The sequence below is a fragment of the Sphingomonas sp. 320_CC genome (assembly GCF_059691795.1).
Genome location: NZ_JCAWAE010000001.1, coordinates 1,127,695 through 1,154,394 on the forward strand (window position 1 = coordinate 1,127,695; position 26,700 = coordinate 1,154,394).

Annotated in this window: 32 protein-coding genes and 2 tRNA genes; 19 read left to right on the plus strand and 15 right to left on the minus strand. The window is 65.9% G+C overall.

Features of this window, described 5'->3' with window-relative positions; all coding sequences use genetic code 11:
- Positions 1 to 69 precede the first annotated feature (69 nt).
- Positions 70 to 864, minus strand: a complete 795-nt coding sequence (locus AC59GX_RS05170) for a copper homeostasis protein CutC (RefSeq protein WP_426280808.1) — start codon at positions 862 to 864, stop codon at positions 70 to 72.
- 2 nt (positions 865 to 866) lie between these two features.
- Positions 867 to 1,889: a glycosylasparaginase gene (locus AC59GX_RS05175; protein WP_426280807.1), complete on the minus strand. Its 1,023-nt coding sequence runs from the start codon at positions 1,887 to 1,889 to the stop codon at positions 867 to 869.
- A 246-nt stretch (positions 1,890 to 2,135) separates the two neighbouring features.
- On the opposite strand from AC59GX_RS05175, the gene AC59GX_RS05180 reads away from it, so the two are divergent.
- Positions 2,136 to 5,156, plus strand: a complete 3,021-nt coding sequence (locus AC59GX_RS05180; RefSeq protein ID WP_426280806.1) for a TonB-dependent receptor domain-containing protein — start codon at positions 2,136 to 2,138, stop codon at positions 5,154 to 5,156.
- A 171-nt stretch (positions 5,157 to 5,327) separates the two neighbouring features.
- Here the strand turns inward: AC59GX_RS05180 and AC59GX_RS05185 are convergent.
- From AC59GX_RS05185 to AC59GX_RS05200, 4 genes are all read right to left on the minus strand, one after another.
- A tRNA-Thr gene (locus tag AC59GX_RS05185) sits at positions 5,328 to 5,403 on the minus strand.
- A 31-nt stretch (positions 5,404 to 5,434) separates the two neighbouring features.
- Positions 5,435 to 6,310 (minus strand): hypothetical protein, encoded by an 876-nt coding sequence (locus AC59GX_RS05190; protein WP_426280805.1) that lies wholly within the window; start codon positions 6,308 to 6,310, stop codon positions 5,435 to 5,437.
- Positions 6,294 to 6,635: an MmcQ/YjbR family DNA-binding protein gene (locus AC59GX_RS05195; RefSeq protein WP_426280804.1), complete on the minus strand. Its 342-nt coding sequence runs from the start codon at positions 6,633 to 6,635 to the stop codon at positions 6,294 to 6,296. Before AC59GX_RS05195 ends, AC59GX_RS05190 begins: the two co-directional genes overlap by 17 nt.
- Entirely contained in the window at positions 6,632 to 7,951 is a 1,320-nt protein-coding gene (locus tag AC59GX_RS05200; RefSeq protein WP_426280803.1) for a replication-associated recombination protein A, read from the minus strand. Before AC59GX_RS05200 ends, AC59GX_RS05195 begins: the two co-directional genes overlap by 4 nt.
- Positions 7,952 to 8,203: 252 nt before the next feature.
- Here AC59GX_RS05200 and AC59GX_RS05205 point away from each other — a divergent pair, with 252 nt between their 5' ends.
- From AC59GX_RS05205 to AC59GX_RS05215, 3 genes are read left to right on the plus strand one after another with little or no spacing between them, the layout of a single operon-like run.
- Entirely contained in the window at positions 8,204 to 8,338 is a 135-nt protein-coding gene (locus AC59GX_RS05205; RefSeq protein ID WP_426280802.1) for a hypothetical protein, read from the plus strand.
- Between the two features lie 8 nt (positions 8,339 to 8,346).
- Complete coding sequence (locus AC59GX_RS05210; protein WP_404969304.1) at positions 8,347 to 8,772, plus strand: PadR family transcriptional regulator; 426 nt, start codon at positions 8,347 to 8,349, stop codon at positions 8,770 to 8,772.
- Positions 8,769 to 9,062, plus strand: a complete 294-nt coding sequence (locus AC59GX_RS05215; RefSeq protein WP_426280801.1) for a DUF2218 domain-containing protein — start codon at positions 8,769 to 8,771, stop codon at positions 9,060 to 9,062. The genes AC59GX_RS05210 and AC59GX_RS05215 overlap by 4 nt, the downstream gene beginning before the upstream one ends.
- 136 nt (positions 9,063 to 9,198) lie before the next feature.
- Here the strand turns inward: AC59GX_RS05215 and AC59GX_RS05220 are convergent, their stop codons facing one another.
- Complete coding sequence (locus AC59GX_RS05220) at positions 9,199 to 10,350, minus strand: glycosyltransferase family 4 protein (protein WP_426280799.1); 1,152 nt, start codon at positions 10,348 to 10,350, stop codon at positions 9,199 to 9,201.
- 103 nt (positions 10,351 to 10,453) lie between these two features.
- Here AC59GX_RS05220 and radA point away from each other — a divergent pair, with 103 nt between their 5' ends.
- The 7 genes from radA to AC59GX_RS05255 all read left to right on the plus strand — a co-directional run bounded on the left by radA (position 10,454) and on the right by AC59GX_RS05255 (position 16,266).
- Positions 10,454 to 11,824 carry a DNA repair protein RadA gene (radA, locus tag AC59GX_RS05225; protein WP_426280798.1) on the plus strand — a complete coding sequence of 457 codons (1,371 nt, stop codon included), beginning with the start codon at positions 10,454 to 10,456 and terminating at the stop codon, positions 11,822 to 11,824.
- A 360-nt stretch (positions 11,825 to 12,184) separates the two neighbouring features.
- On the plus strand, positions 12,185 to 12,517 hold the full coding sequence (locus tag AC59GX_RS05230) for a hypothetical protein (RefSeq protein ID WP_426280797.1): 333 nt from the start codon (positions 12,185 to 12,187) through the stop codon (positions 12,515 to 12,517).
- Positions 12,518 to 12,565: 48 nt separating this feature from the next.
- A complete protein-coding gene (locus tag AC59GX_RS05235; protein WP_426280796.1) occupies positions 12,566 to 13,126 on the plus strand; it encodes a YkgJ family cysteine cluster protein in 561 nt (186 codons plus the stop codon).
- Between the two features lie 59 nt (positions 13,127 to 13,185).
- Entirely contained in the window at positions 13,186 to 13,752 is a 567-nt protein-coding gene (locus AC59GX_RS05240) for a CvpA family protein (RefSeq protein WP_497301164.1), read from the plus strand.
- Positions 13,749 to 14,180, plus strand: a complete 432-nt coding sequence (locus AC59GX_RS05245) for an iron-sulfur cluster assembly scaffold protein (RefSeq protein ID WP_426280793.1) — start codon at positions 13,749 to 13,751, stop codon at positions 14,178 to 14,180. The genes AC59GX_RS05240 and AC59GX_RS05245 overlap by 4 nt, the downstream gene beginning before the upstream one ends.
- Complete coding sequence (locus AC59GX_RS05250) at positions 14,180 to 15,943, plus strand: cation:proton antiporter domain-containing protein (protein ID WP_426280792.1); 1,764 nt, start codon at positions 14,180 to 14,182, stop codon at positions 15,941 to 15,943. Before AC59GX_RS05245 ends, AC59GX_RS05250 begins: the two co-directional genes overlap by 1 nt.
- The gene (locus AC59GX_RS05255) at positions 15,940 to 16,266 is read left to right on the plus strand and encodes a DUF423 domain-containing protein (RefSeq protein WP_426280791.1); all 327 of its coding nucleotides are present in this window, start codon (positions 15,940 to 15,942) and stop codon (positions 16,264 to 16,266) included. Before AC59GX_RS05250 ends, AC59GX_RS05255 begins: the two co-directional genes overlap by 4 nt.
- A gap of 89 nt (positions 16,267 to 16,355) precedes the next feature.
- Here the strand turns inward: AC59GX_RS05255 and AC59GX_RS05260 are convergent, their stop codons facing one another.
- Genes AC59GX_RS05260 through AC59GX_RS05270 form a run of 3 tightly spaced genes read right to left on the minus strand, consistent with a single transcriptional unit; the run spans position 16,356 to position 18,156 of the window.
- Positions 16,356 to 16,496, minus strand: a complete 141-nt coding sequence (locus tag AC59GX_RS05260; RefSeq protein ID WP_121904050.1) for a DUF2256 domain-containing protein — start codon at positions 16,494 to 16,496, stop codon at positions 16,356 to 16,358.
- A complete protein-coding gene (gene aroB / locus AC59GX_RS05265) occupies positions 16,496 to 17,596 on the minus strand; it encodes a 3-dehydroquinate synthase (protein WP_426280789.1) in 1,101 nt (366 codons plus the stop codon). Before aroB ends, AC59GX_RS05260 begins: the two co-directional genes overlap by 1 nt.
- A complete protein-coding gene (locus AC59GX_RS05270; RefSeq protein WP_426280788.1) occupies positions 17,593 to 18,156 on the minus strand; it encodes a shikimate kinase in 564 nt (187 codons plus the stop codon). The genes aroB and AC59GX_RS05270 overlap by 4 nt, the downstream gene beginning before the upstream one ends.
- Before the next feature lie 103 nt (positions 18,157 to 18,259).
- On the opposite strand from AC59GX_RS05270, the gene AC59GX_RS05275 reads away from it, so the two are divergent.
- From AC59GX_RS05275 to AC59GX_RS05290, 4 genes are read left to right on the plus strand one after another with little or no spacing between them, the layout of a single operon-like run.
- Positions 18,260 to 18,394, plus strand: coding sequence for a hypothetical protein (locus AC59GX_RS05275; protein ID WP_258191373.1), 135 nt, complete (start codon positions 18,260 to 18,262; stop codon positions 18,392 to 18,394).
- Positions 18,378 to 20,213 carry a serine/threonine-protein kinase gene (locus AC59GX_RS05280; RefSeq protein WP_426280787.1) on the plus strand — a complete coding sequence of 612 codons (1,836 nt, stop codon included), beginning with the start codon at positions 18,378 to 18,380 and terminating at the stop codon, positions 20,211 to 20,213. Before AC59GX_RS05275 ends, AC59GX_RS05280 begins: the two co-directional genes overlap by 17 nt.
- On the plus strand, positions 20,210 to 21,109 hold the full coding sequence (locus AC59GX_RS05285) for a tyrosine-type recombinase/integrase (RefSeq protein ID WP_426280785.1): 900 nt from the start codon (positions 20,210 to 20,212) through the stop codon (positions 21,107 to 21,109). The genes AC59GX_RS05280 and AC59GX_RS05285 overlap by 4 nt, the downstream gene beginning before the upstream one ends.
- 31 nt (positions 21,110 to 21,140) lie before the next feature.
- Positions 21,141 to 22,088: an acetyl-CoA carboxylase carboxyltransferase subunit alpha gene (locus AC59GX_RS05290; RefSeq protein ID WP_253072144.1), complete on the plus strand. Its 948-nt coding sequence runs from the start codon at positions 21,141 to 21,143 to the stop codon at positions 22,086 to 22,088.
- A gap of 100 nt (positions 22,089 to 22,188) precedes the next feature.
- On the opposite strand, the gene AC59GX_RS05295 is transcribed toward AC59GX_RS05290, so the two are convergent.
- Positions 22,189 to 22,362 carry a Flp family type IVb pilin gene (locus AC59GX_RS05295; protein WP_426280784.1) on the minus strand — a complete coding sequence of 58 codons (174 nt, stop codon included), beginning with the start codon at positions 22,360 to 22,362 and terminating at the stop codon, positions 22,189 to 22,191.
- Between the two features lie 126 nt (positions 22,363 to 22,488).
- Positions 22,489 to 22,692, minus strand: a complete 204-nt coding sequence (locus AC59GX_RS05300; RefSeq protein ID WP_056486192.1) for a Flp family type IVb pilin — start codon at positions 22,690 to 22,692, stop codon at positions 22,489 to 22,491.
- A gap of 31 nt (positions 22,693 to 22,723) precedes the next feature.
- Here AC59GX_RS05300 and AC59GX_RS05305 point away from each other — a divergent pair, with 31 nt between their 5' ends.
- Positions 22,724 to 23,167 (plus strand): (deoxy)nucleoside triphosphate pyrophosphohydrolase, encoded by a 444-nt coding sequence (locus tag AC59GX_RS05305; RefSeq protein WP_426280783.1) that lies wholly within the window; start codon positions 22,724 to 22,726, stop codon positions 23,165 to 23,167.
- Between the two features lie 377 nt (positions 23,168 to 23,544).
- On the opposite strand, the gene AC59GX_RS05310 is transcribed toward AC59GX_RS05305, so the two are convergent.
- Positions 23,545 to 24,156 carry a hypothetical protein gene (locus AC59GX_RS05310; RefSeq protein ID WP_426280782.1) on the minus strand — a complete coding sequence of 204 codons (612 nt, stop codon included), beginning with the start codon at positions 24,154 to 24,156 and terminating at the stop codon, positions 23,545 to 23,547.
- Between AC59GX_RS05310 and AC59GX_RS05315 the strand changes: the two genes are divergently transcribed.
- The 3 genes from AC59GX_RS05315 (at position 24,143) to AC59GX_RS05325 (ending at position 25,105) form a co-directional block, all read left to right on the plus strand.
- Complete coding sequence (locus AC59GX_RS05315; RefSeq protein WP_426280781.1) at positions 24,143 to 24,547, plus strand: BLUF domain-containing protein; 405 nt, start codon at positions 24,143 to 24,145, stop codon at positions 24,545 to 24,547. The genes AC59GX_RS05310 and AC59GX_RS05315 overlap by 14 nt on opposite strands.
- A gap of 139 nt (positions 24,548 to 24,686) precedes the next feature.
- Positions 24,687 to 24,878, plus strand: coding sequence for a hypothetical protein (locus AC59GX_RS05320; protein ID WP_426280780.1), 192 nt, complete (start codon positions 24,687 to 24,689; stop codon positions 24,876 to 24,878).
- On the plus strand, positions 24,878 to 25,105 hold the full coding sequence (locus AC59GX_RS05325) for a hypothetical protein (protein ID WP_082441427.1): 228 nt from the start codon (positions 24,878 to 24,880) through the stop codon (positions 25,103 to 25,105). The genes AC59GX_RS05320 and AC59GX_RS05325 overlap by 1 nt, the downstream gene beginning before the upstream one ends.
- Positions 25,106 to 25,429: 324 nt before the next feature.
- Here AC59GX_RS05325 and AC59GX_RS05330 read toward each other — a convergent pair whose 3' ends face one another.
- Together AC59GX_RS05330 and AC59GX_RS05335 are read right to left on the minus strand one after the other, a co-directional pair.
- Complete coding sequence (locus tag AC59GX_RS05330; protein ID WP_056062442.1) at positions 25,430 to 25,948, minus strand: general stress protein; 519 nt, start codon at positions 25,946 to 25,948, stop codon at positions 25,430 to 25,432.
- A 622-nt stretch (positions 25,949 to 26,570) separates the two neighbouring features.
- A tRNA-Cys gene (locus AC59GX_RS05335) sits at positions 26,571 to 26,644 on the minus strand.
- Positions 26,645 to 26,700 lie beyond the last annotated feature (56 nt).

Consider the following 26,700-nt stretch of genomic DNA (forward strand, 5'->3'; position numbering starts at 1 on the left):
CGATTGGCGTTCGGCGAGGAGCGAGAGGCCCCCCGACCCAGACCGGTTTGAGTAAGTTATGGATTGGTATTATTCAAGCGCCGGATGTCCAGCCACCATGTTCGCCAGTCGCTCTACCGCGTCGCGGTTCGTCGCTGCGCGCCCCGGCGAGGCGAAGCCGAAGCGTAGTTCGGCGGGATCGGCGGCGGTCGTCATGGCCGTGCGACACGAGGCGTGGACTTCGCGGACACCGGTCGCGAGGATCGCGGGCAACGTCTCTGGCGAGACCCCGCTTCCTGCTAGCACGATGATCCGTCCTGCGGCTTGCTGGTGCAGTGCCGCCAGCATCGTGACGCCGTCGATCGCCTTGGGGGCGCCGCCCGAGGTCAGGATCCGGTCGAAGCCGAGCGTGACGGCGGACTCGATCGCGTCGGGCATGTCGCGGCACAGATCGAAGGCGCGGTGCAGCGTCAGCGAGAGTGGACGTCCGCGGGCTACTCCCAACGACTTGGCGTGGGCGACCCAGGCGGCAAGCGCAGGCAGGTTGAGCCGGTGGTCGGCATCGAGCGCGCCGATGACGATTCCCGCCAATCCGGCTTCGGCCGCGGTGCGAATGTCGTCCGCGATCAACGCCTGCTCACGCGGGGTATAGACGAAGCCGCCTTCGCGTGGCCGGGCCAGGAGGTGGACGGGTACGCCGGAGACCTCCGATGACGCCGCCGCTGCCCGGATCAGCGACGCGGGCGGTGTAAGCCCACCGACGCCGAGCGCCGCGCACAGTTCGATGCGATTGGCACCGCCAGCGATCGCCGTGTCGATACCGTGCAGATCCTCGACGCAGACTTCGAGCATCGTTCGGGTACCACGCACCATGTCTTTCGGCACGCTCACGCCTGGAACAGCGACCGCGCCTTCAGCACCGTCGTCTTGCCGCGCGCGTCGGTGACTGCATAGGTAAAGCCCGGCAGCAGGCAGAACGCGCCGACATTGCCCTTCGTGTCGAGCGCGAGGAAGCCGACCTGGACGCCGCGGATCGCGTCGCCGCGCAGCTTGGCGATATGCCGGACCACCTCTTCGCATGCCTGTTGCGGCGTCGACCCGCCGCGCATCGACGCGACGACGCGTGCCGAGCCAGCGACGCGGGTCACTTCCTCGCCGAGCCCGGTCGAGGTGGCACCGCCGACGCCTGCCTCGACGTACAGTCCCGACCCGACTTGTGGCGAGTCGCCGACCCGGCCACGCATCTTGAACGCCATGCCGGAGGTCGTGCAGGCGCCCGCCATCCGCCCGTCGGCCGTCCGTGCGAGCAGGCCGATCGTGTCATGGTCGAGCGCGCCGCCGGGCGTCCGGGTGATGCGGTTCTCGCTATTGGCTTCGGGTTGGTATTTCGCGGTCTTCAGCCAGTCGCGCCATGCCTTTTCCGATTCCGGGGTGAGCAGCGACTGTTGCGGAAATCCCTGGTCACGCGCGAACCGCGTCGCGCCCTCGCCGACGAGGAAGGTATGCGGCGTTCGCTCCATGACGCGGCGCGCGACGGAAATCGCATGCACCGTGTTCTCCAGCGCGGCGACGGCCCCGACGCCGCCGACATCGTCCATGATGACGGCGTCCAGCGTGACGTGGCCGTCGCGATCGGGATAGCCGGAATAGCCGACGCTATGATTGGTAGGGTCCGCCTCGGGTACCATCGCGCCGGCCTCGACCGCGTCGATCAGGGAGCCACCCTTGGCGAGTTCCGCGAAGGCCACCGTGTTGGCGGCGGCGCCGAAGTCCCAGGTCGACAGGACCATGGCCCCGGTCGCCGAAGCGTCCGTCGCGGCACCCGATCGGGCAGAGGCCCGAGTCGCTACGAATGGTATCATGCCCAGGCCGCCCAAGCCGGCGAGCAACGACCGTCGCGTGTTCTCCATCAGATCCCCCTTGCGTTCTTGTGTGCACGCTATCGCAACGAGATGTCGACCGCCAGTAGTGACGCCGATTTGCAACATTCCAACGCAAATGTTCTAGACCGGTATTGCTTCGGCATTGACTGACGACGTGTTTTGACCAAACCAGTACGGGCAACCGGTATAGCGCTATCACGCAACCGGGCTTTTTTAGGGGTAGGTATGAACTTCGGCCATTCTGTTTCGCGGATCGCGCTCGTCGGATCTCTCGTGTTTTCCGCTACCACGGCATTCGCACAGGACGTGCCCGCGCAGGCCGTGACGCCCGCCCAGGCTGCCGCGAGCACGCCCGCCGAAGCCAAGGTCGAGGCGGATGCCACCACCGCAACCACTGCCGTCGATCCCGACACGAAGGACGACACGATCGTCGTCACCGGATCGCGCATCCAGCGTCCGAACATGACGTCGGCCGCCCCGATCACCTCGGTCACCGCGCAGGACATCCGCGCACAGGCGGCGGTCAACGTCGAGGACGTGCTGAACCGCTTGCCGCAGATCGCGCCGGACAGCCAGCAGACCTATAACGACTCCGACGGTCGCCAGCGCATCAAGCTGCGCAGCCTCGGGTTCGAGCGCACGCTGGTCCTGATCGACGGCAAGCGCCTCGGCACGCAGAACGGCCAGGACGTCGGTATCATCCCGCCGTCGCTGCTCGAGCGGGTCGACGTGCTGACCGGCGGCGCATCGTCGGTCTACGGCTCGGACGCAGTCGCGGGCGTCGTCAACTTCGTCCTGAAAAAGGATTTCGAAGGCATCCAGCTCGACGGCAACTATAATTTCTACAACCACAACAACAAGGACACCGTCGTGTCGTCGCTGGCGCGTTCGTCAGGCTTCAGCAGCCCGCGCGGCCTGACCAACGATGGCGGTCGTGCCGACGTCACGCTGACCGCAGGCAAGAAGCTGTTCGACGGCGCGCTGCGTATCAACGGCTTCGTCAACTACAAGCACACCGACGAGGTGCTGTTGTCGGCTCGGTCCAACTCGGGCTGCTACCTGACGCAGACCAGCCTGAACGCGCCGCTGTCGTGCGGCCTCACGCCGAGCAGCTCGACAAGCGGCCTCATCACGCCGCTCAGCGGTGCGAACGCCAACGCGCAGCTCGTCAACAACCCGAACGTCACACGTACTTTTGTGCCGTTCGGTCCGGGTGCCGGCAACGCCTCGAACTATTTCAGCAATTATGCGTATCAGCGCCCATCCGAGCGCGTGAACGCCGGTGGCTTCGTCAGCCTCGACATCGCACCCGACGCCGAGCTGTATGCGTCGGGCATCTGGTTCCGCGACAAGTCGTACAACAACTATCCGGCGATCGCCGGTGGCTCCGTCCAGGTGAACTGCAACAACCCGTTCCTGTCGGGTGCGCAGGCGACCGCGATCTGCGGTGCTGCGGCTGGCACGGTGGCGACGGCACCGATCGATCTTCGCTATCGTCTTGGTGAGGGCAACGATCAGCCCGACGCGTATCTGAACACCGGTGTTCGCCTGACCGGCGGCGTCCGCGGCAAGGTCGGCAGCGCGTGGACCTATGACGTCGGCGGCGTCTATGCCCGCAACCACCAGGATTACACGCCGAGCTTCGTCAACGCGACCAACCTGCGAAACTCGATCAACGTCGGTGGCACGCGCGCCGCACCGACCTGCGCAACGACCACGGATCCTGCCTGCGTTCCCTTCGACGCGTTCAGCGCGGGCAATACCAATCCGGCCCTCATCGACTATCTGTATGACCAGGGCACGGCGGCGACCACCGGTACGCTGTACGACGTACAGGCCAACGTCACCGGCGACCTCGGCAAATACGGCATCACCTCGCCGTTCGCCGAGCAGGGCGTCGCGATCGCGCTGGGCACGGAATATCGCAAGGATACGCTCAAATCGACCGCCGACAGCGTGTATCGCGCAGGCCTGGGCGGCACCGACAGCTACCTGAAGCAGGACGTCTGGGAGGCCAATATCGAGGTCCAGGCGCCGCTGGTCGAGCACAAGCGCTTCGCCGACCTGTTGCAGGTGAACGGCGGCTACCGCGTGTCGAAGTACAGCAGCAACCCGAGCACGTTCAACACCTGGAAGGTCGAGGGCATCTACGCCCCCGTCAGCGACCTGACGTTCCGCGCCTCGTTCAACAAGGCGCAGCGCGCGCCGACGGTGACCGAAATCCGCCAGGCGACCAACGTCGATTTCGCGTCGGGCGGCGCTGGCACGTTCAACGATTTCTGCGCACCGACGGTCGTCAACGGCGCCAATGGCGTGACCTACGGCGCGCCGATCGCGTCGCGCGAAGTGTGCCGTGCAACCGGCCTGTCCGATGCGCTCTACGGCAGCCAGACCCTGCTGTGCAGCAACGGCACCGCGCCTAACGGCTCGGCGGCATGCACCGTGCGCTCGGGTGGCTACACCGCCGATCCGGAGACCGCCTACACGCAGACCTACGGCCTGATCGTGAAGCCGCGGTTCGTGAAGGGCTTGGTGTTCTCGGTCGATCGCTACCAGATCAAGATCAACGATTCGCTCGGCTACAACGACTACAGCTACTACACCGATGGCTGCCAGCGTTCGAACGGCGACGCGTTCTTCTGCCAGGGTATCGTCCGCAATCCGGGTACGGGTACGCTGTATTCGACGGCCGGGAGCAACCCGACCACCGGCTTCATTCGCCAGGGCACGACGAACTATTACACGTCGATCGCCCGCGGTTACGACTTCCAGGCGCAGTACACGCTCGACCTCGCCAGCGCCGGCAAGATCGACTGGAACTTCAACGGGTCGCTGACGACGTTCGCGGGCGGCCAGGACTCGCCGGTCCAGCCGGAGCGCAACTGCGCCGGGTATTACGGCAACGGTTGTGGCCAGCTGATCCCGAAATGGTCGCACGGCCTGCGCGCGACCTACACCACGCTCGACCGCGGCTTCAGCGCCTCGTTCAACTGGCGCTATGTCGGCTCGCTGACCAATGCTGACAATTCGGGCGACGAGGCGATCGGCGGCACGGACGCGCGCGCACGGACCAGCTACTACCGTGTTTCGCCGAAGAGCTACTTCGACCTCGCGCTCAACTTCGCGATCGACAAGCAGTTCTCGCTCCGCCTGATCGCGAACAACCTGCTCGACAAGAGCGCGCCGATCGTTCCGGACTCGTACAACGTCGCCCTCGCGCGCACGAACACGATCCCGCAGCGCTACGACTCGCTCGGCCGCAACCTGGCCGTGGGTGCGACCGTCCGGTTCTGATCCAACGCTGGCTCGTGTCGGTCGACGCGAGCCACGGACGCCGAAGATCCTCCGTGCCTTCGGGCGCGGGGGATTTTTTTTGTCTGGGGATGCTGGTGTTGGAGCTCGAGCTCGAGCGCTACCGAGCGATGCTACGCAGGTGGCTGCACATCGTTGATCAGAAGTCGGAAATGGTGCCGGTTGCAGGAATCGAACCCGCGACATCCAGTTTACAAAACTGGCGCTCTACCAACTGAGCTAAACCGGCCCGTTCGCGTCAGGCGTAATCGCCCCATGCTTCAAGATACGCCGAAGGTCCAGCCCTCGGTTTGCGCGATATGCGATGTCATCGCTGCCGGGTGCCAGAGTTCGGGGCGATCGGCGTAGGCGCGGAGCCAAGCGGCGGTGAGGATCGCGTCGGTGGCGTGGTCGTCGTAGCGGGCGAGGGGTGCGTGCGAGGCGCTGCCGATCACGCCCAGTGCCACGTCGAGCGCGGCGGCGTCGCGGATCTTGCTGAGCCCCTTGCGAATGCCGGCGGCGCGCGCGGCGATCGTGGTGTAGATCTCGACGATCACCGAACCCTCGGACGGTACGGGATCGAACGGCCAGACCGGCACGTGGCCGGCCAGCCTGTGCAGCACGCGCATCCCGGTCAGGCTCGACTTGCCGACCTGCGCCGCGCCGACGAGGTTGAGGTTGCTGGTTGGGCTCAATCCCTGCCGCCGCTGTGCTTCCTCGGTCACGCGGAGCCGGCCGGACCCTTCGAAGAACTCGCCCTTGCGCCCGCCGTGGCGACGCAGATGCCGCGCAACCTCGTCATGATCGACGAAGCTGCTGGCCCCCAGATGCGGATCGTCCGCGCAAATCCGCTCGACCAGCGCCCACAACGTGCGCGCATCTGCCGGACTCTCTGCCCAGCCGGGAAAGAACGCGTCCTGGTCGATGAACGGAAGCGATGGCCCGAGATCGAGCCCGACCAGCGTATCCGGCGGCATCGCGTTCGCCAGCCAATCGAGCGCGGCGGTGCGCGACCAGCCGCCTTCGGCTGTGACCAATGTCGGTGCAGCGGCCCCGCGCGCGCAGATCGCCACGGCGATCCCCGATTGCCGGGGACCGACCGCGCCCGACCAGTCGATCGCGGCGAAATGGCCGAAGCGGTCAGGGGCGATCGCCATACGCCTTTCGCTGCTTGGCCGATGCCTGATCCCACCACGCGCGGGCGATCACGTGGGCAACGCGCTCGGGATCATGCGTTCCGTAGCGGACCAGCAGGCCGGGCCAGGTCTCGTAATGCGCCGTCTGCCAGAAACTGTCGGGATCGGTCGCGATCAGGACGGCCTTCTCGTCATGCGGGCTGCGGACGTGGAAGCTGCCATCGACATGGCCGGCGCTGACGAACATCTTGCCGCAAGTCTTGATCGCGGGCTGGCCGTACGAGGTCGATGCCTGGGTCTCGGGCAGCGACAGTGCATACTGTGCGACCGCAGCCCAATCCTTCACGACCTCTTTTCCGCGCGCAGGCCATCCCAATAGGCGAGCCGTTCCGACAGGCGCTTCTCGAACCCGCGTTCGGTCGGCGTATAGAAGGTCTGCGCGCTCATCTCGTCAGGCCAGTAATCCGAGCCCGAGAACGCATCCTCCGCGTCGTGATCGTACGCATAGCCCTTGCCGTAGCCGATATCGCGCATGAGCTTGGTCGGCGCGTTGCGGATCGACGCGGGGGGCATCAGCGAGCCTGTTTCGCGCGCCGATTTCCAGGCTGCCTTCTGCGCCTTGTAGACTGCGTTCGATTTGGGCGCGGTGGCGAGATAGACGCAGGCCTGCGCGATCGCGAGTTCGCCTTCGGGGCTGCCGAGGAAGTCGTAGGTGTCCTTGGCGGCGATGCACTGGACCAGCGCCTGCGGGTCGGCGAGGCCGATATCCTCGACCGCGGCGCGGGTCAGGCGGCGCAGCAGGAACAGCGGTTCCTCGCCCGCGGTCAGCATCCGCGCGAGATAATAGAGCGCGGCCTGCGGGTCCGACCCGCGGATCGATTTGTGGAGCGCGGAGATCAGGTTGTAATGCCCCTCGCGATCCTTGTCGTACACCGCGACGCGGCGTTGCAGGAAGTTCGACAGCCCGGCCGGATCAAGCGGTTCGGGAAGGTTCACCGAGAACAGCGTCTCCGCCTGGTTGAGCAGGAAGCGGCCGTCTCCGTCGGCGCTGGCGATCAGCGCATCCTTGGCGGGCGGGGTGAGGGGGAGGGGGCGCTCCATCTCCGTCTCGGCGCGGTCGAGCAATTGTTCGAGCGCGCCACGGCCGAGCCGTTCGAGGATCAGCACCTGCGCGCGGCTGAGCAAGGCGGCGTTGAGTTCGAACGAGGGGTTCTCGGTGGTCGCGCCGACCAGCGTCACCGTGCCGTCCTCGACATAGGGAAGGAAACCGTCCTGCTGCGCGCGGTTGAAGCGGTGGATCTCGTCCACGAACAGCAAGGTCCGCTTGCCGATCTTGGCGTGCTCGCGTGCTTCGGCGAACGACTTCTTGAGATCCGCGACGCCGGAGAACACCGCCGAGATCGCGACGAACCGCAGGTCGACCGCGTCGGCGAGCAGCCGCGCGATGGTGGTCTTGCCGGTGCCGGGCGGGCCCCACAGGATGATCGAGGACAATCGCCCCGCCGACACCATCCGCCCGATCGCGCCTTCGGGGCCGGTGATGTGATCCTGCCCGACCACCTCGTTCAGCGTGCGAGGACGCAGGCGGTCGGCAAGCGGCGCGTTTTCGGGATGCGTTTCAGTGGGGGCGGCGGGTTCGAAGCCCGCGAAGAGATCGGCCATTCCGAGAAGATAGGGGCGGGCGGCCGGTTTGCCCATCCGTTGCCACTTACTCTCCGTCATGCCGGGCTCGTTCCGGCATCCACCGGTCCGCATACTCCTCGACGGCGAGTTTGCCGACCAGTGGACCCAGGAACAGGTCCGGGGTGACGAATTTTTCTCACCCACCACTTGAACCAGAAACAGTCTGCGATATATCGCACCTCATGAATGAAGATATATCGGAGAACACTCAAATGCGTTTTGGTATGGGATATGGAGCCTGGACCGGTGGCCCGCGGGCTGATGGCGAAGGTCGGGGTCGGCCGGGTCACGAAGGTCATGGTCGACATGGACACGGACGCGGCGGCCCCGGTGGTCGGCGGCGGCTGTTCGATGGCGGCGAGCTGAAGCTTGTGATGCTGAAGCTGATCGCGGACGCACCGCGCCACGGCTACGACCTGATCCGCGAGATCGAGGGGCTGACCGGGGGTGGCTATGCGCCGAGCCCGGGCGTCGTCTACCCGACGCTCAGCATGCTCGACGAAATGGGGCTGATCGAGGAGCAACAGTCGGAGGGCGCGAAGAAGCGCTTTGCGGCGAGCGACGAGGGTCGCGCGCATCTGGCCGAGAATGCGGCCGTGGTGGACGGGCTGTTCGCGCGGCTGGCGGCGGTCGGGGCGGAGTCCGAGCGGACCGATGGCGCGCCGATCCGGCGTGCGATGGGCAATCTGCGGCAGGTGCTCCAGCACCGGTTGATGCGAGAGGACGTCAACGAGGATACGCTGCACGAAGTCGCGGCGTTGCTCGACGAAGCCGCGCAGAAGATCGAGCGCTTGAAGTGAGCGTCTCGGTCGCAAGAGTGCCGACGCATTCGGCGAGCAAATATCTCCAGCAGCTCGCCAAACACTGGAGCCACAAGATGGAGGTCACCTTCTCGGAGGAAGAGGGCCGCATCGCGTTTCCGAACGGTGCCGTTCTGGAGATGCGCGCCGACAGCGAAACGCTGGACGTCGCGCTGACGGTGCCGGAGGGGGAGGACGTGGACCGGATGCGCGAGGTTGTGTCGAGCCACCTCGACCGCTTCGCCTTCCGCGAGGCGCCGTTGACGTTCGACTGGGTCACGGCGCCCTGAGCATAGCGCAACCTGCCCCCCTCCCTGAAAGGGAGGGGCCGGGGGTGGGTAGGCCGGTTCGAGCCATCTACGCCTGAACATGCGGAAGCCGACCCACCCCCAACCCTCCCTTCCAAGGAGGGGGCAGGTCAGGGCATCACTTACCCCGCCGCGCCATCACCTCGAGATACGTGTCCAGCACCGTCTGGTTGATCGTATCCCAAAGATACCCGGCGGCCTTGTCGTGCCCGGCCCAGCCCATGGTCTCGCGCAGGCCCGGTTCCGATACGATCCGCCCGATCGCATCCGCGTACCCGGCAATATCCGTCGGCGGCACCAGAAACCCCGTGACGCCGTCATCGACCAGCCCGACCGCGCCCGACGCGCGGGCGGCCACGACGGGAACGCCCGCCGCCATGGCCTCGAGCGTCACGTTGCCGAACGTCTCGGTCACGCTCGGATTGAAGAACACGTCCATCGATGCGACCGCGCGGCCAAGATCGTCGCCCGACTGGAACCCTGCGAACACAGCACCCGGCACCCGGCTCGCAAACCATTCGCGCGCCGGCCCCTTGCCGATTACCAGCACCTTGTGGGGCACGCCGCGCTGCTCCAGCTCGCGGATCACGTCGGCGAAGACGTCGAGCCCCTTTTCCTTCACCAGTCGCCCAAGAAACCCGACCGCAACCTCGCCGTCGGCAATTCCGCGCGCGCGCCGCCATTCGAGATCGCGGCGCGTCGGCGTGAAGCGATCGTGGTTCACCCCGCGCGACCAGATTGCGGTCGGCGTCGTCACGCCCCAGTCGCGGACGATCTCCGCCATGCCGCGCCCCGGCACCAGCACTTCGTCGACCCGGTTGTAGAAGCGTGTCAGGATATTCACCATGATCGGCTCGAAGAACGCCATCCTGTAATAGCGGAAATACGTCTCGAACCGCGTGTGCAGCGAGGCGACCGTCGCGATGCCGTTGCGGCGGCCATAGCTGATCGCGCGATGCCCCAGGAAATCGGGCGCCGACACATGGACGATGTTCGGTGCGAACGCATCGAGGTCGCGGCGGATCGCAGCGGGCAGCCCGCGCGCCATCTTGTATTCGCCACGCCCGGCCGGCAGCGGCAGCGAGGGCACCGCGACCAGATCGCCGGTCGGCGGGAAGGCCGGCCTGGCGTTCGTCGGCGAATAGACACGCACCGTCACTCCCTTCGACAGCAGATGGCCGACGAGCAGATTCAGCGCCTGGTTTGCGCCATCGCGTACGTAATTATAGTTGCCGCTGAACAGGGCGATGCGCAGGTCGGTGGCGTGCATCGTCGCGCGGATAACGCCGTGCGCCGCCAAGCGCCACTAAATCCGCAACATAGGCCGGCCGCCAGCCATTGATGTTCCCGTATCGTTCTCGTACATCGGCAGTATGGCGAAACCCCAGAAGCGTTACGTATGTCAGGCCTGCGGATCGGTATCGCACCGCTGGGCGGGGCAATGCGCCGACTGCAGCGAGTGGAATACGATGGTCGAGGAGGCGAACACCGCCGCCACGCCGTTCCATTCCAAGCATAATCTCCAGACCGGCGGCCGCGCGATCCAGCTTGTCGGGCTCGATGCGGAGATCAAGCTGCCGGACCGGATGGCGACCGGTATCGCTGAACTCGATCGTGCGCTGGGGGGCGGGTTCGTCGAGGGGTCGGCAACGCTGATCGGCGGTGATCCGGGTATCGGCAAGTCGACTCTGTTGTTGCAGGCGGCGGCGAAGATGGCGCTGGCGGGGCAGTCGGTCGCGTATGTCTCAGGCGAGGAAGCGGCGGACCAGGTGCGCTTGCGCGCGCGGCGGCTGGGCTTGGGCAACGCGCCGGTTCAGTTGGCGGCGGCGACCTCGACACGCGACATCCTGACGACGTTGCAGACCAAGCCGCCCGCGATGCTGGTGATCGATTCGATCCAGACGATGCACTCCGACTTGATCGAGGGTGCGCCCGGCACGGTCAGCCAGGTGCGCGCCTCGGCACAGGAACTGATCCGGTTTGCCAAGGAGCGCGGTACGGCCGTTGTTCTGGTCGGCCACGTCACCAAGGACGGCTCGATCGCCGGCCCCCGCGTGCTCGAGCATATGGTCGACACGGTGCTGTCGTTCGAGGGCGAGCGCAGCCACCAATACCGCATCCTCCGCGCGATCAAGAACCGCTTCGGCGGCACCGACGAGATCGGCGTGTTCTCGATGCAGACCGAGGGGTTGGCGGAGGTCGGCAATCCGTCGTCGCTGTTCCTGACGCACCGTGATGACGCGATGACGGGGGCGACGGTGTTTCCGGCGCTGGAGGGTACGCGGCCGGTGCTGGTCGAGATTCAGGCGCTGACCGTGCGGCTAGCGTCGGGGGCCACACCAAGGCGCGCCGTGGTCGGCTGGGATTCGGGGCGGCTCGCGATGATCCTGGCGGTGCTGGAGGCACGGTGTGGGCTGAGCTTCTCCAACGCGGAAGTGTATTTGAACATCGCTGGCGGTTACAGAGTTCAGGATCCGGCGGCGGACCTCGCAGTGGCGGCGGCGCTGATCTCGGCGATGTCGGAGCGTCCGGTCCCGGTCGACGCGGTGGCGTTCGGAGAGGTCGCGCTGTCGGGGGAGATCCGCCCGGTCGCACATGGTCCGCTGCGGTTGAAGGAGGCAAGCAAGCTCGGCTTCGAACGCGCATTGGTGCCGGCGTCGATGACGGGGGAGAAGAGCGGGATGAAGCTGTCGGGGTTCAAGACGCTAGCCTCTTTCGTCGATCACATGATGGGGCGGGGGTAGGCACCCGAAACCTTGTTTCCCCGCGAAGGCGGGGATCCAGACTGGGCTCCCGCCTTCGCGGGAGAACAAGGCAGCGTTAGTGAGGGTACTGGGCCAGGCGTACCTGCAGGACGGGGATAGCTTCGGTTCGTTGTTAACGTCCCGGCTAGTCACCTCCCCGGCGGAGGCCGGGGTCCAATTGGGAAACGCTGCTGGCAATCGTTGCGCGTAGCCACCTCGACCTTTCCAATTGGACCCCGGCCTCCGCCGGGGTGGGGCGGTGGGGTGTTTCCGATCACCGGTCAATCAAACCGCACGCAACGGCACTGCATCCTGCAAATCCGCCACCCCGAACGCATGGCCTCTCGCGACAGCCATGCTATGGCCGCCCGCATGGCGAACACGAAAAGCAATACCGGTACCGTCGAGGTCGACGGCACCCGATACGATTGGCACCTCCAGCGCGAACCGCAACACACGGATGCCGAAGGCTGGAAGGGCATGACGATCTCGCTGTTGCAGGACGACGCCAAACGCGAAGCTCTGCTCGAATTCCCCGCGCCGAAACGCCTGTTGAAGGGATTGCCGCGCGGGCGGCTCCAGATCGACGACGCGACGATCGCGCGCGGCGTGCGGGCGGCGTTGGCCGCGGGGTGGGAGCCGATGTCGCGGGGCAAGCCGATGGTCTTCACGGTAGATTCCGAAGGGAATTGAACCGTGGATCGGCGTGAAACTCCGCCTCCGACGGACGCGCGCACGCGGATGCAACCCCATACCGACGTGGAAACCGCGCTGCTGGGGCCGATTCTCCCCGATCGAGAGTGCGGAGATTGCACCGCGTGCTGCACCGAATTGACGGTGGACACCCCCGAGTTCGGCAAACCCGCGGGAACGCCGTGCATCCACCTCTCCAATAAGGGGTGCGGAATCCACGCCGTCCGCCCGCGCATCTGCCGGACCTGGTTTTGCGCCTGGCGCCGGGTCGCGAGCCTGCCCGACGAGGCACGGCCCGACCGGTCCGGGCTTCTCGTGTCGCTCAATTTCGTCAAGGAACCGCAGAACTGCCTCGAAGGCGTCTCGATCAATGTCCGCGTCCTCGCCGGCAGCGACGCGATCGCGAACGGCATGGCGGCCGCGGTGCTCGACAGCGTGTGCGACCAGCTGGTCCCGGTCTGGTTCAGCGACGGGTCAAAGAAAATGCTGATGCATCCCGACACCGACGTCGCCCGCTTCGTCCTATCGGGCGAGGCTGCACCCGCGCATCTGCAGGACGAAGTCGCCGCGTGGCGCGAGCGCTACGGTGTGTTCGGTTTGAACCACTAGAGCGCGTCGATCGCCGCGCGCACTAGCGGTTCGCGCCGCGCGTCCCTATTCCAGAAGCCATGATCCTCACCGCCCTAGACATCGTCGTCCTGATCGCCGTCGCCGGGTCCGCGGTGCTGGGGCTGGTGCGCGGGTTCGTCACCGAAGTGCTGTCGATGTTCGCCTGGGTGGCGATGGTGGCGATGTTGAAGCTGTTCCACATCCCGCTTGCCGCCGCGCTGTCGCCGATGGTCGGGACCGTTGGTGGCGCCGCGGTGCTCGCGTTCGCGATCATCACCGGCGTCACGTATATCGGCGGGCGTCTCGTCGCGAACGCGATCGGCGCGCGGACGCGGACGTCGATCCTCGGGCCGGTCGACCGCGCGCTCGGCTTCGGGTTCGGCGCGTTGAAAGGGCTTATCCTCGCCAGCCTCGTCTTCCTGCTCGCGACGCTCGTCATGGACACGATGAGCGGCGGACCGTCGCGCCGGCCCGGCTGGATGACGACATCGCGCACCTATCCGCTGCTCAACGCGACGAGCGCGGGAATTGCCGATTTCGTCGACCGCCGCCGCCGCGGCAAACCCGTTTTCGGCGCAACCACGCCGCCTTCCCGATCCGATAACGCAAGCGAGCCGAAATCATGAGCGCGCCCCTCTACAACGCCGAGATCCTGCGCCTTGCCGCGACGATCCCGCATCACGAACGTCTGACTGAGCCGATGGCGACCGCGGAGAAACGCTCGCCGATCTGTGGCAGCCGCGTGACGATCGATGTCGCGGTCGACGATGAGGGCAAAGTTAGCGAGGTCGGCCTGCTGGTCCGTGCCTGCGCGCTCGGCCAGGCGTCGTCGTCGTTGCTTGCGTCGAATATCCTCGGCCGCACCCCCGCCGAACTCGCCGCCGCGCGCGACGCGCTGACGGCGTGGCTTGCGCGCGAGGGCGATGCGCCCGATTGGCCGGGGATGGATATTTTCACCCCCGCACTCGACTACACCGCGCGCCACCCTTCGATCCGGCTCGCGTTCGAAGCCGCGGCCGAGGCTGCCGATACCGCTGCAAAGGCGAAGGTCTGATGGCGGAGGGCACGGCACCGTCGCTGCTCCGCGACGGCGTCGTATTGCTCGGGTTCGGGCTGATGTTCGTGCTGCTGTTCCGCCGGCTCGGGCTCGGTGCGACGCTGGGGTATCTCGTTGCGGGCGCCGTCGTCGGGCCGCATGTGCTGGGTCTGGTCGGCGATGCGGAGTCGAAGCTCGGGTTCGCCGAACTCGGCATCACGCTGCTGCTGTTCATCGTCGGGCTCGAACTGAACCCGTCACGCCTTTGGAAGATGAAGGAGGAGATCTTCGGTCTAGGCCTTCTCCAGGTCGCGATTTGCGGCCTGGCGATCACCGCGATCGTCTGGGTCGGGGCGAAGTTCTCGCTCCCCGCCGCGCTTGCGCTCGGCCTGCCGCTCGCGCTGTCGTCGACCGCGCAGGTGCTGCCGATGCTGCGCTCTTCGGGGCGGATGAAGACCCCGTTCGGGGAGCGCGCGTTCTCGATCCTGCTGTTCCAGGACCTCTCGATCGTGCCCTTGATCACGATCGTCGCGGCGATGAGCCGTAATCCGGCCGACGCGAATGCGCCTCCCGGCTGGCTGCTCGCGATCTACACGGTGCTCGCGGTCGTCGGACTCGTCGTCGCAGGGCGCTTCCTGTTGCGCCCGTTTTTCCGGCTGATCGGCAATCTCGGCGAGCGCGAAATGTTCGTGTTCGCCGGCCTCTTCACCGTCATCGCCAGCGCGGCAATCATGGAATGGCTCGGGCTGTCGACCGCGCTCGGCGCATTCATCGCTGGCGTGATGCTGGCGGACAGCCCGTATCGGCATGAACTCGAAGCCGATGTCGAGCCGTTCCGCTCGATCCTGCTTGGGCTGTTCTTCCTCGCGGTCGGCATGGTGCTCGACCTCAACGCGATCGCCGAGCGGCCGGTGTTCGTGATGGCGATGGCTGCCGCGCTGATCGCGACCAAGACGAGCGTCATCATGCTGATCGGCATGGCGTTCAAGATGACGTGGCGGCAGGCGTTCGCGCTCGGACTGCTCCTCAGCCAGGGCGGCGAGTTCGGCTTCGTGCTGTTCGCGCAGGCGCAGGCGGGGCTGCTGATCGAACCGCAGGCGGCCAGCCTGTTCGGCGCGATCATCACGCTGTCGATGGCGACCACGCCGTTCCTGATGGGGATTACCCGGCGTTTCCGCACCGAACCGATTGCCGAAGGGCAGGAGCGCGACGGCCCCAAGGTCGACGGCGCGAATGCGATCATCGTCGGCTATGGGCGGTTCGGCCAGACGGTCGGCCAGATACTGCTCGCGCAGGATATTCCGGTGACGCTGATCGACACCGATATCGAAATGATCGACATCGCCGGTGAGTTCGGCGCCAAGGTCTATTACGGCGACGGCACGCGGCTCGACCTGTTGCGGCAGGCGGGCGCGGCGGAGGCGGAGATCATCTGCTTCTGCATGGATGGCGACCAGCTCGACCCCGACACGATCGAGGGCGTGCACGAGGCATTCCCGGACGCCGCTATCTACGTCCGCGCGTTCGATCGCCGTGCGCTGGTGAAGCTCAAGAACACGTCGGCGACGGCGGTGGTACGCGAAGTGATGGAGTCCGCGGTAAAGATGGCGCGGCTGGCGCTGCGTGGGCTGGACGTGTCGCCGACCGATATCGACCGCGCGGAGGAGCAATACCGGTCGCGCGACAAGGAGCGGTTGCAGTTGCAGATCGATTCCGGTGACATGCGCGCGGCACGTGCCGAGACCGCCAAACGCTTTCCCTGGGGGAATGATACGCAATGATTATCGCCATTCTTGCGGCCTTGTCGGGCGCGATCGCAGTTGCCGCGGGGGCGTTCGGTGCGCACGGCGCGAGCGGGTCGGCGGCGGAGTGGTTGCGGACCGGCGCGCAGTATCAGCTGGTCCACGTCGTCGCGGCGCTGGTCGCGATCCGGATGGAGGCGCGGGGACCGGCGTGGCTGTTCGTGGTCGGCGCGGCGATCTTCGCGCTGACGTTGTACGCGATGGCCTTAGGCGCGCCGCGCTGGTTCGGCGCGATAACGCCGATCGGCGGCGCGTTGCTGATCGGCGGGTGGTTGTGGCTGGCTTGGAGCGCCCGGGGATAACAAACAAAGCTTGTTTCCCCGCGAAGGCGGGGACCCAGTTTGGGCACCCGCCTTCGCGGGTGAACAAACTTCTTGCTGGTCTTCGGACGCTACCGTTTCTTCCGGCACGCGTCCGAGCAGTAGATCACGCTGTCCCAGTCGCGCGCCCATTTCTTCCGCCACGTGAACGGCCGCTCGCATGCCGGACACATCTTGGTTGGTAGGTTCTGCTTGGCGACACCGTTGGGCATCAGCGGGGCTGCGCGTCGAGGAAGGTCTCGACGTCGGCCAGGTCGACCGTCTTGTCGAGATACGTCTGGCCGATCCCGCGCGCGAGCAGGAAGGGGAGGGTGCCCGCCGCCATCTTCTTGTCGTGCCGCATGTGATCGACGAGCCGCGTACCGCTCGCGCCGATCTTCGCCGCTGCGAGACCGTCGGGCAGCCCGACGTCGCGCCAGTGTGCGGCAACGCGCTCCGCATCCTGACCCGAACAGATCCCCTGCGCCGCGGCAAAACCGAACGCGAGCGAACAACCCGCCGCGACACCCTCGCCGTGGATCAGCGCCTGTGAGAACCCGGTCTCGGCCTCCAGCGCATGCCCGAACGTGTGACCAAGATTGAGGAGGGCGCGCGTCCCGTTCGTCTCATGCTCGTCCGCCGAGACGATCCGCGCCTTGGCAGAAACGCTGTGCGCGATCGCGTATTCGCGCAGGCCGATGTCGCCGCCTAGCAATGCTGCGCCATTCGCCTCGCACCACTCGAAGAACGCGAAGTCGTCGATCAGGCCGTATTTCACGACCTCGGCGTAACCCGCGCGCAGTTCCCGGATCGGCAGCGTGTCGAGCACCTGCGGATCGATCAGCACCATCACCGGCTGGTGAAACGCGCCGATCAAATTCTTGCCGGCCTTCGTATTGATCGCGGTCTTGCCGCCGACTGAGCTGTCGACCTGCGCAAGCAGGCTCGTCGGGATCTGGACGAAGTTGCACCCGCGCTTCAGGATCGAGCAGGCGAACCCGATCAGGTCGCCCATCACGCCGCCGCCCAGCGCAACGACGTGATCGCCGCGCTCGACACCGAGTTCGAGCAGCCGGTCGCAGAGCATCTCCAGCGTCGCCCAGCTCTTGCTGCCCTCACCTGGTGCCAGCACGATCGCCTCCGACGCGATCCCCGCCGCAGTCAGCGAAGTCTGCAACGTCGCGAGGTGAACCGACAAATTCTCGTCGGTTACGATCGCCACGCGACGGCCCTTAGCAAGCGGCGCAAGGAACTCGCCCGCCCGCGTGAGAATCCCCGCCTCGATATGGATCGGATAGGTTCGCGAACCCAGTTCGACGGTAACGGTCTTCATCGGCCAAGCGCTCTCAGGATTGCGGCGACGGTCGCTTCGTGCGGCGTCTTGTTGCTGACAATATGGATGTGCGCCTGCGCGTAGATCGGGTTGCGCACGCGCGCCAGTTCGGCGAGCACTTTCCCCGCATCGCGGTTGCGGAGCAGCGGGCGGGTGTCGCGCCGGCCGACGCGTTCGACCAGGATGTCGGGATGCGCGCTGAGCCACACCGACACCGCATCGCGCAGGATCAGCGCGCGCGTGTCGTCGTTGATGAACGCGCCGCCGCCGGTCGCGATGATCTTGGGCGTGCCGTCGATCAGCCGCGCGATCACGCGGCGTTCGCCATCGCGGAAATAGTCCTCGCCGTATTTGGCGAAGATCTCGGCGACGGTCATCCCCGATGCGGCCTCGATCTCGTGGTCGGCATCGACGAACGGCAGGTTCATGCGCAGCGCGAGGCGGCGGCCGACGGTGGTCTTGCCGACGCCCATCAGCCCGACGAGCACGATCGGGCGATTGATCGGGGCAGGGCGGCGACCGCCCGAGGGTCCGCCGGAAGGGTTGTGGCTTTGCAACATCGTAGCCCGCGCTATACAGCGGCACCGCGCGAGGGCAAAAGCTCTTGGCGCGCGATATTTCGCCGATCGTCCACTACACCCGTCCACTACAAGGTTACGTCGTATGTCCCGTTTCATCGTCTCGGTCGTCGTCGTTCTTGTGGTCGTGGTCGGCGGCCTGTTCCTGCTGGCAGGCCGCGCGACCGAGCGTCCGCAGAGCCACGTCGAAAAGGCCGTGACGCTTGCGAACCTCTCTTAAGGCATCCGTAGCGGCGGCGGTTGCCGTCGGAGCCTTGGTCGCGCTGGCACCCGCAACCGGCCAGGATCGGCCCGAATCGATCCTGCCGCCGGGGTTCGGCGAGCCGACGCCTGCGCCCGCACCGCGACCCACGCCGCCTGCCGGTACGCAGCCGACCCGTCCGACCGATCCCGCGCAACCGACCGCTCCGGCGAACGCACCCGCACAGCCGGGCGCGATGATCCAGCCTTTGCCGCCCACTACGCCGGGCGACGCGCCGCTGGTGCCACCTGTCGCGACGCCTGCGCCGGTCGATCCGGCCGTGCTCGCGCAGTACGAGATGCCGGCGTCCGCGCGTCGGTCGCTTGCGACAGTCGGCCCGGTCACGGCAAGCGAAGGCGGCCTAGATACCGATGCCTTCGGTGAGGCGGACGGCCAATATGTCGAGACGCTGATGCGCCGTCTCAGTGCGCCGCTCCCGTCACGCTGGATGTCGATTTTGTTGCGGCGCGCACTGGTGTCGCATGTCGATACGCCCAGCCGCACCAACGGTGCGGATTTCGCCGCTGAGCGCGCGTGGCTGTTGCTGCGGATGGGCGAATCGGTTGCCGCGCGTGCGGTCGCGCAGAACGTCGACACCGACAATTACACGCCGAAGCTCTATCAGGTCGCGATGAATACCGCGTTGGCAACGGGCGATCCGGCTGGCCTGTGCCCGCTGGTGACGGGTGCGATGCGCTACGCCCCGGCGCGCGGCTGGACGATGGCGCAGGCGATGTGCGCCGGGCTGTCGGGCAATCCCGCGCAGGCGAGCCCGCTGATCGCGACCGCCAAGCGTCGCAATGTCGCCAGCGGCGTCGACCTGCTGCTCGCGCAGAAAGTCGTCGGCGCCGGCGCGCAGGGGCGCCAGGCCGTGACGATCGAATGGGACGGCGTCGACCGGCTGACCGCGTGGCGGTTCGGGCTCGCGATGGCGACCGGCGTCGCGGTGCCGGACGAGTTGTACGGTACTGCGGGCCCGCAGGTGAAATACTGGCAGGCGCTGTCGCCCTCCGTTGCGCTCGGCGATCGGCTGGCCCCGGCGGAGGCTGCCGCGGGGCAGGGGGTGCTGTCCAGCGCCGCGCTCGTCGATCTCTACGCGGCGGCGGCGACCGACGACGATACGCAGAGTGGCGCGACCGCGACCGCCAACGATCTCCAGACCGCCTATGCCGATCGCAACCCTGATTCGCGGCTCACCGCACTGCGTCAGCTGTGGGGCGGTGCGAATGCGCGTCCGAACTATGCGCGGCTGGTGCTGACCGCGCGGGCGGCGTCCCGGTTGAACCCCAATCTGGCAAAGGCTGACGCGGATCTGCTGGTCGCATCGATGCTGTCCGCCGGGCTTGATCGCACCGCGGCACGCTGGCTGGGCTCGGTACCCGCCGGCAGCGACGCCTGGGCGATGATAATGCTCAGCGATCCCGACGCGTATCGCCGCCTCAGCTATTCCGACCTTGCGTCCTATACCGGTGGCGAGGGCGATTCGGCGTTGAAGCAGCGCATGTTGTTCGCGGGGTTGGCAGGTCTCGGTCGCCTCAACCAGGGCGACATCGAGCGTGCTGCACAGTCGCTCGGCGTTCGGATCGGCGCGGACAATGCCTGGACGCGGGCGCTCGATCGCGCTGCGCGCGACGGCCAGGCCGGGACGGTCGTCCTGCTGGCGGCGGTCGGCATGCAGGCGGTGAGCTGGAAGGACATCCCCCCGGAAGCGTTGTACCGCATCGTCGGCGCACTGCGCGGCGTCGGCCTCGACGGCGAAGCGCGGATGATCGCGGCCGAGGCGATCGCGCGCGCGTGAGCCACGGTCGCGATCGCGCGCTGATCGACCGGTTCCTCGAAATGATGACTGCGGAGGTCGGTGCCGCGGCGAACACGGTGGCGGCGTATCGTAGTGACCTGACGCTTGCCTCCCAGACGCTGGAAGGTGGACTGGTCGACGCGGATGCAGACGCGCTGGGCAGGCTCGCCGACGAGTGGTCGGCGTTGTCCCGCTCGACCGTCGGCCGGAAGTCCGCTTCGCTCCGCCGCTTCTTCGCGTTCCTCGCCGATGAAGGCCACCGCGCCGACGATCCCGGCAAGGCATTGCCCCGACCCGGTACCGCGCGCACCTTGCCGAAAATCCTCAGCCACGCCGATGTCGACCGGCTCTTCGCCGCGATCGCCGAACGCGCCGCACGCGATCCGCTAGACCCCAACGACCTCCGTCTTTCCGCATTATTCGAGCTTCTCTACGGCTCGGGCCTGCGCGCGACCGAACTGGTTAGCCTGCCGCGTAACGCGGTCCATCCCGATCGCCCGTTCCTGATCCTGCGCGGCAAGGGCGGGCGCGAGCGGCTAGTTCCCATCTCCGACCGAGCGCGCGCCGCCGTCGCGATCTGGCGCACCCACGTCGCGACCGACCGACTCTGGCTGTTCCCCTCGGGCAAGGGCCATCTGTCACGCATCCGCCTGTATCAACTCGTGAAGGCAATAGCTGCCGAGGCAGGCATCCCCCCCGACCGCGTCAGCCCGCATGTGCTGCGTCACGCCTTCGCCACGCATCTGCTCGCCGGCGGCGCGGACCTGCGCGCACTGCAATCGATGCTCGGCCACGCCGATATCGCCACCACGGAAATCTACACGCACGTCGATTCGAGCCGCCTCGTCGAACTCGTCAACACGCGTCACCCGCTCGCGGATATGCCCCCGCGTTGACGCGAGCGATCCCGCGCCGTAACCGCCGCTGATGCCAAGCTTCCTCGACTTCGAGAAACCGATCGCCGAACTCCAGGGCCGGATCGACGAACTCCGCGACACCGCCGCCGAAGGCAGCGTCGACCTTGCCACCGACATCGCCCGCTTGCAGGCGAAGTCCGACAAGCTGCTGAAGGACACGTTCGCGCGCCTGACTCCGTGGCAGAAGACGCAGGTCGCGCGTCATCCCGAGCGCCCGCACTTTAAGGATTACGTCGCCGCGCTGTTCGACGAGTTCGTCCCGCTCGCGGGCGACCGAGCCTTCGGCGACGACCAGGCAATCATCGGCGGTTTCGCGACGTTCCGGGGTCGCAAGATCATGGTGCTTGGCCACGAGAAGGGCGACGACACCGCCAGCCGCCTCCGCCATAATTTCGGCATGGGCAAGCCCGAGGGCTACCGGAAAGCGATCCGCCTGGTCGAACTCGCCAACCGATTCGGCCTGCCGATCATCACGTTGGTCGACACGTCCGGCGCGTTCCCCGGCATCCAGGCCGAAGAGCGCGGCCAGGCCGAGGCGATCGCCCGCTCGACCGAAGCGTGTCTGAACGCCGGCGTACCGATCGTCTCGGCGATCGTCGGCGAAGGCGGCTCGGGCGGCGCGGTCGCGCTGGCCGCGGGCAACCGCGTGCTGATGTTCGAACACGCAATCTATTCGGTGATCAGCCCCGAAGGCTGCGCCTCGATCCTGTGGCGCACCGCCGACAAGGCGCCCGAAGCAGCCGAAGCTATGCGCATCACCGCGCAAGACCTGAAGTCGTTCGGCGTGATCGACGACATCGTCCCCGAGCCGCTGGGTGGCGCGCACCGCGACCGCGCGGCCGCGATCGAGTCGCTGGCCGATGCGCTGTCGTCTGCGCTCAGAGACCTCGCGCCGCTCACACCTAGCGAACTTCGTAAGGACCGCCAGGCCAAGTTCCTCAAGATGGGCCGTCTCTGACCCACGCACAAAGGGCGGCGGAACCGAGGTTCCGCCGCCCTTTCGACTCGCATGTCGTGCCGGAGAGCGGTCGCGGTTGCGCCACTCTCCAGCGCGATGATTACGTGGTCGAGGTGTTCAGCTTGGTCGAGACGTTGTTGAACGTCTTGGTCAGGCTCGAACCCAGGCCCTGCATCGCGGCGATCGCGGCAACGGCGATCAGCGCGGCGATCAGGCCGTATTCGATTGCGGTCGCACCCTTGGAATTCTTGAAAAACTTGCGGATCGTCTTCATTCCGGTCTCCATCGTTTCGATTGCGTCTGTGTCACCCGGCTGCACCGGACGGACCGGATCAGCGATTTGAGGGATACAAGTGGTTGGTTGAGAAAGGTTTAAGGTGGGCGCCGTTTCTTTTGCGGATCAGCGCGCGTTGGCGACCTTCGAGTTGACGTTGCCCCACATGCCCGTCGTCGTATCGGCAAGCGCGGTGAGGCCGGCGATCATCGCGATCACGACCAGCGCGATAATGAGCCCGTATTCGATCGCGGTCGCCCCCCGTCTTTCGCGCAGCACGCGCGCGATCGTTCGGATGACGGCATGCGTCGCGACGGATATAGGGCTCATGGGTGCGGTTTAATCGCGGGGAAATTAAGGAATGACCAACGATCCGTCCGTATCGGGACCGATGCCCGCTGCGCCGTTTTTGCTGCTGCCCGTCGTAGCGGCCGCGCTCGTCGATCTCGAAGGCCGCGTGCTCTTGCAGCAACGTCCGGAAGGCAAGTCGCTCGCGGGTCTATGGGAGTTCCCTGGCGGCAAGATCGAGCCTGGCGAGACCCCCGAGGCGGCCCTGATTCGCGAACTCGAGGAGGAGTTGGCGATCGTCGTGCCGCACGCCTGCCTCGCGCCCGCGACGTTCGCCAGCGCGCCGCTCGGCGATCGCCATTTGCTGTTGTTGCTCTACATCACGCGCAAATGGACCGGCGTGCCGCGTGCGCTCGAAGCGACCGCGCTGCGCTGGGTGAGGCCGAACGAGATGCACTCCCTGCCGATGCCGCCCGCCGATCGCCCGCTGATCGGTCTCTTGGATGCGCTGATCTGATTGTGTCGCGCCTTCGATAAGGGGCTCCGCCGCAACGCGTTCAGATGTCTCGAACAATGCGCCCGACATGCCCGTCCGTTGGTTGATGCGCGGGTATGTCGGCTCGTCCTAATCTTTGGCTCGTCACCAAGGCGGGTCGGCATACTCCGAGTTCAAAAAAGCGCTTGATCCCGGACGTTTGCAGGCGCATGAAATCCGAGCCGGCTACGTCCCAAGACCGTATCCGGCCATCCGGACTGCGGCTCGCGCGTGTTATTCCCTTTTCTCGAGCGAGCCGTTTCCGTCGATGACGGAACACTGAGCTCGAACGATCCGGCTCCATGCATCTACTTTGGTCCAACCACCGCGACGCACCGGCGGATTTGACCCCCGCGTTTTCATTGCACGGTCTGATCTCGTCGCACCATGGGACGCAATCTCACGCTCAGGCTGATGATCAGGGGCCAGAATATGGTGTTGCCGATATCCGAAAGCGTGTCGGCCCAGCGCATGCCGTAGTTGAGGTAGTCGAGCGTCTCGTTGCCAAGTTCCGCCAGGACGACGACCAGCAAGGGGATAAGCGTTCCCAACGACCGGCCGCTGACGAGCCGCACGAGCATGAGGATGATGAGCCCGGCATGGATATGGAGGATCGCGTCGGGCAGGCCGGTCCCGTCTCCGATCCAGAGAATAACCGAATGATACAGCGCGGGAATATCCATCGCCGGGCAACAGCCGAGATCGGCATCAAAAGCAAGGATGAGGCCATGCGACGCGTATCGTCTCGAGCTTGGCGTGATACCGAGAAACATCCATTCGCGGCGTCGTCGATACGCGGTTTTGATCGCCAGCGACCATGTCCGGTGGGTTGGATGAGGGTGCGGGGGCGGTGTTTCCACTGGCAAATGCGCTGATCGATCCCGAACACACCGCAGCAATTCCTGTTTAATTTGACGTTTAGATTCGGCGGTTACGTCGGACTCGAAGGAGTTCGCGTTGATACGTCTCATCTACATCAGTACCGCCCGCGCCGAGCTGTCGGCGGTTGAGCTCGAGGGCGTGCTGCGCGCGTCGCGGCGTAACAATGCGGCGGTCGGCGTGACGGGCTTGTTGGTTGTCGGCGGACGTCGGTTCCTGCAGGCGCTCGAAGGACCGGCGGATGCGGTTGTGCAGACATACGACCGTATCAAGGCCGACGGACGCCACTTCGCCGCCGTGACACTCGACAATCGCCCGATTGCCGAGCGCAGCTTTCCCGACTGGGCAATGGGCCATCAGCCTAGCAGACCCTTGCGCGGTGACGGTGCAGTTGCAGACGATGTGGCGAGGCTGATCGCGCCGATCGCCGATCCGACCATGCACGCATATTTTGCGGAGTTCGCCAAGAAGCACGCCGCCTGACGCGCCCGATGCCGGCGGTTCAGGGCTGCGCCGGCGGCGCCAAGCCATCGATCTCTCAACCTGCGTTATCTACGTTCCTTGGTCATGACGTGGCTCCGTACCGTCTGTTGTGCGTTTGAGCGCAACGAAGGAGACGGACATGGTAGCGAGAGAGAAGATCACGGACGGTGCGAACGAGCGCGCCATCGACGAACCGATTGCCGGCACGGCTTCGGGCATTCCCGATGACGCACTCTTGCCGGGCGAAGAGCTGCCGGAGGAGCCGAAAGACGAAGAAGTCGCGCGAGTCGCGCAGAAACTAGGCGCGCCAACGCCAACGGAGGCGTCGTGATGTCCGACGACGCGACACAGACCCGCCAGCGCGAGATTGCCACGGAGCATCTGCTGTTCAAGCTCATGGAATATGTCGAAGCGCGGCACGCCGGGCTCCTCGACTTCATGGAACAGAGCCTCGACCACCTCGGCGATCCGGCGACTGACGGTACTAAGGACGACGAAGCCGTGCGCAAGATCGCAAAGGGCATGATTGTCGGCGCGCGCAAACAGGGTGTGAACTAGGCGCACGCCGAGGTGACTTGGGAGATGTCGGTCGCCTGCGCCGGGGACCGCATCTCCGACCGCAGCTTTCCTTTGGGCTTATCGGGTTGCCGGTCGTGGCCTGTATTTGGCTAAATCTGATCCAGTTTGATTCGTAAGAACATTGCAGGAACATCAATCCGATGCGATGAGTGTTCCAACGATTCGGCACGTCAGCAGTTGCCCCGAGGGCGCAAGAATGCGTCTGGGGCAGGGTAGAGTGACCGATCTATCAAGCGAAAACAGAAGGGGCGTCCCGCTATCGGAACGCCCCTTCGGCTAGATCGGTGTTTGAGACGTCGGCGATTACGCCATCGAGACCTTCGTCCGCGTGGATGTGTGCCCACCCGAGCGATAGAGGACGTCGGCGGCATCTTCAGCATTGATCCCGGCAGCGCTGGTATCGACGGAAACGAACACACCGCCTTCATTGATGCGGCCTTCATAGTAGCTGGCATCGACGCGGCTGACACCGTGATCGGTCATAACCTTTTCCAGTCCGCCAACGGCGCCACCGAGCGCCGCGCCCGTGATCGCAGCGCCTGGGATGGCGGCGGATGCAATCGCGCCGGCGGCAACGAGGGGACCGACCCCCGGGATGGCGAGGGCGGCGATGCCGAGCAGCGTGCCGATCCCGGCGCCGGCCGCGACCTTGCCGACGAACTCCTGCGTGTCGCCGTTGCCGTCCGTGGTCGTGTTCTTGCCGTCATGCTGGGCAACGATGGAGATCGCGCTGTCGTTGATACCGGCTGCGCGAAGCTCGGCCACGGCGCGCTCGGCGTCTGCATGATTATCGAAAACCGCGGACACCAGGTTCGTGCTCATCATCAGTTCCAGTCGGGGACAGGTTGTAGATGAGCGTAGAAGCCGCATCGAAGGCCTAACGTTCCGGCAATTGAGAGTTAGCGGACCGTTAACTTCGAATGGTGCGGTAAAGGTGGCCGATTAGGATCGCGTCTGTGAGTTGCACGGATCGGGCAGAGGCAATCGCCGCCCAGGGAGGGTAAGGCGATTGCCGGCAGTGTGTCGAAGCCTATTGGTACCCGCCGTTTTCCTCACGCTCCTTGGCGGCGTCCTCCTGTACCTTTTCCATCTCCTCTGCCTCGTCAGCGGGGGTTGAGTCGTCGGTTTTCGGATCGTCGATCATGGTCATCTCCTTGCCAGTTCAACGCGCGGCCAAGCTTTTGGGCTCAGCCATACTGTCTGAAAGTCGCTCAGGCTGCGGCACGAACAACAGGACAAACTTTGCGGTTCATTCAGGTCGAGACGCCGCTGCGCACGACGCTCCGCTGGGGCCGCCGGTCCTGGGTGCCGGAGTGCGGGCATTTTAAAACGACAAGGGCCGTGAGGTCGCTGTCTGGACGATCGCCCCCGGCACCAGGGTGAGGGGCGGCATTTCTCGTTATGAAATCTTCGGCAGCCCGAGATCAAAACCGGCATTCATCACTGGAGGCCCGACCGGGAATCGAACCCGGGTGCGAGGATTTGCAGTCCTCTACGTCACCACTCCGCCATCGGGCCCCGATTGCGTGAAGGCGGCGCAAATGCTTCGTTTTTCCGCTGCGGTCAACCTGCAG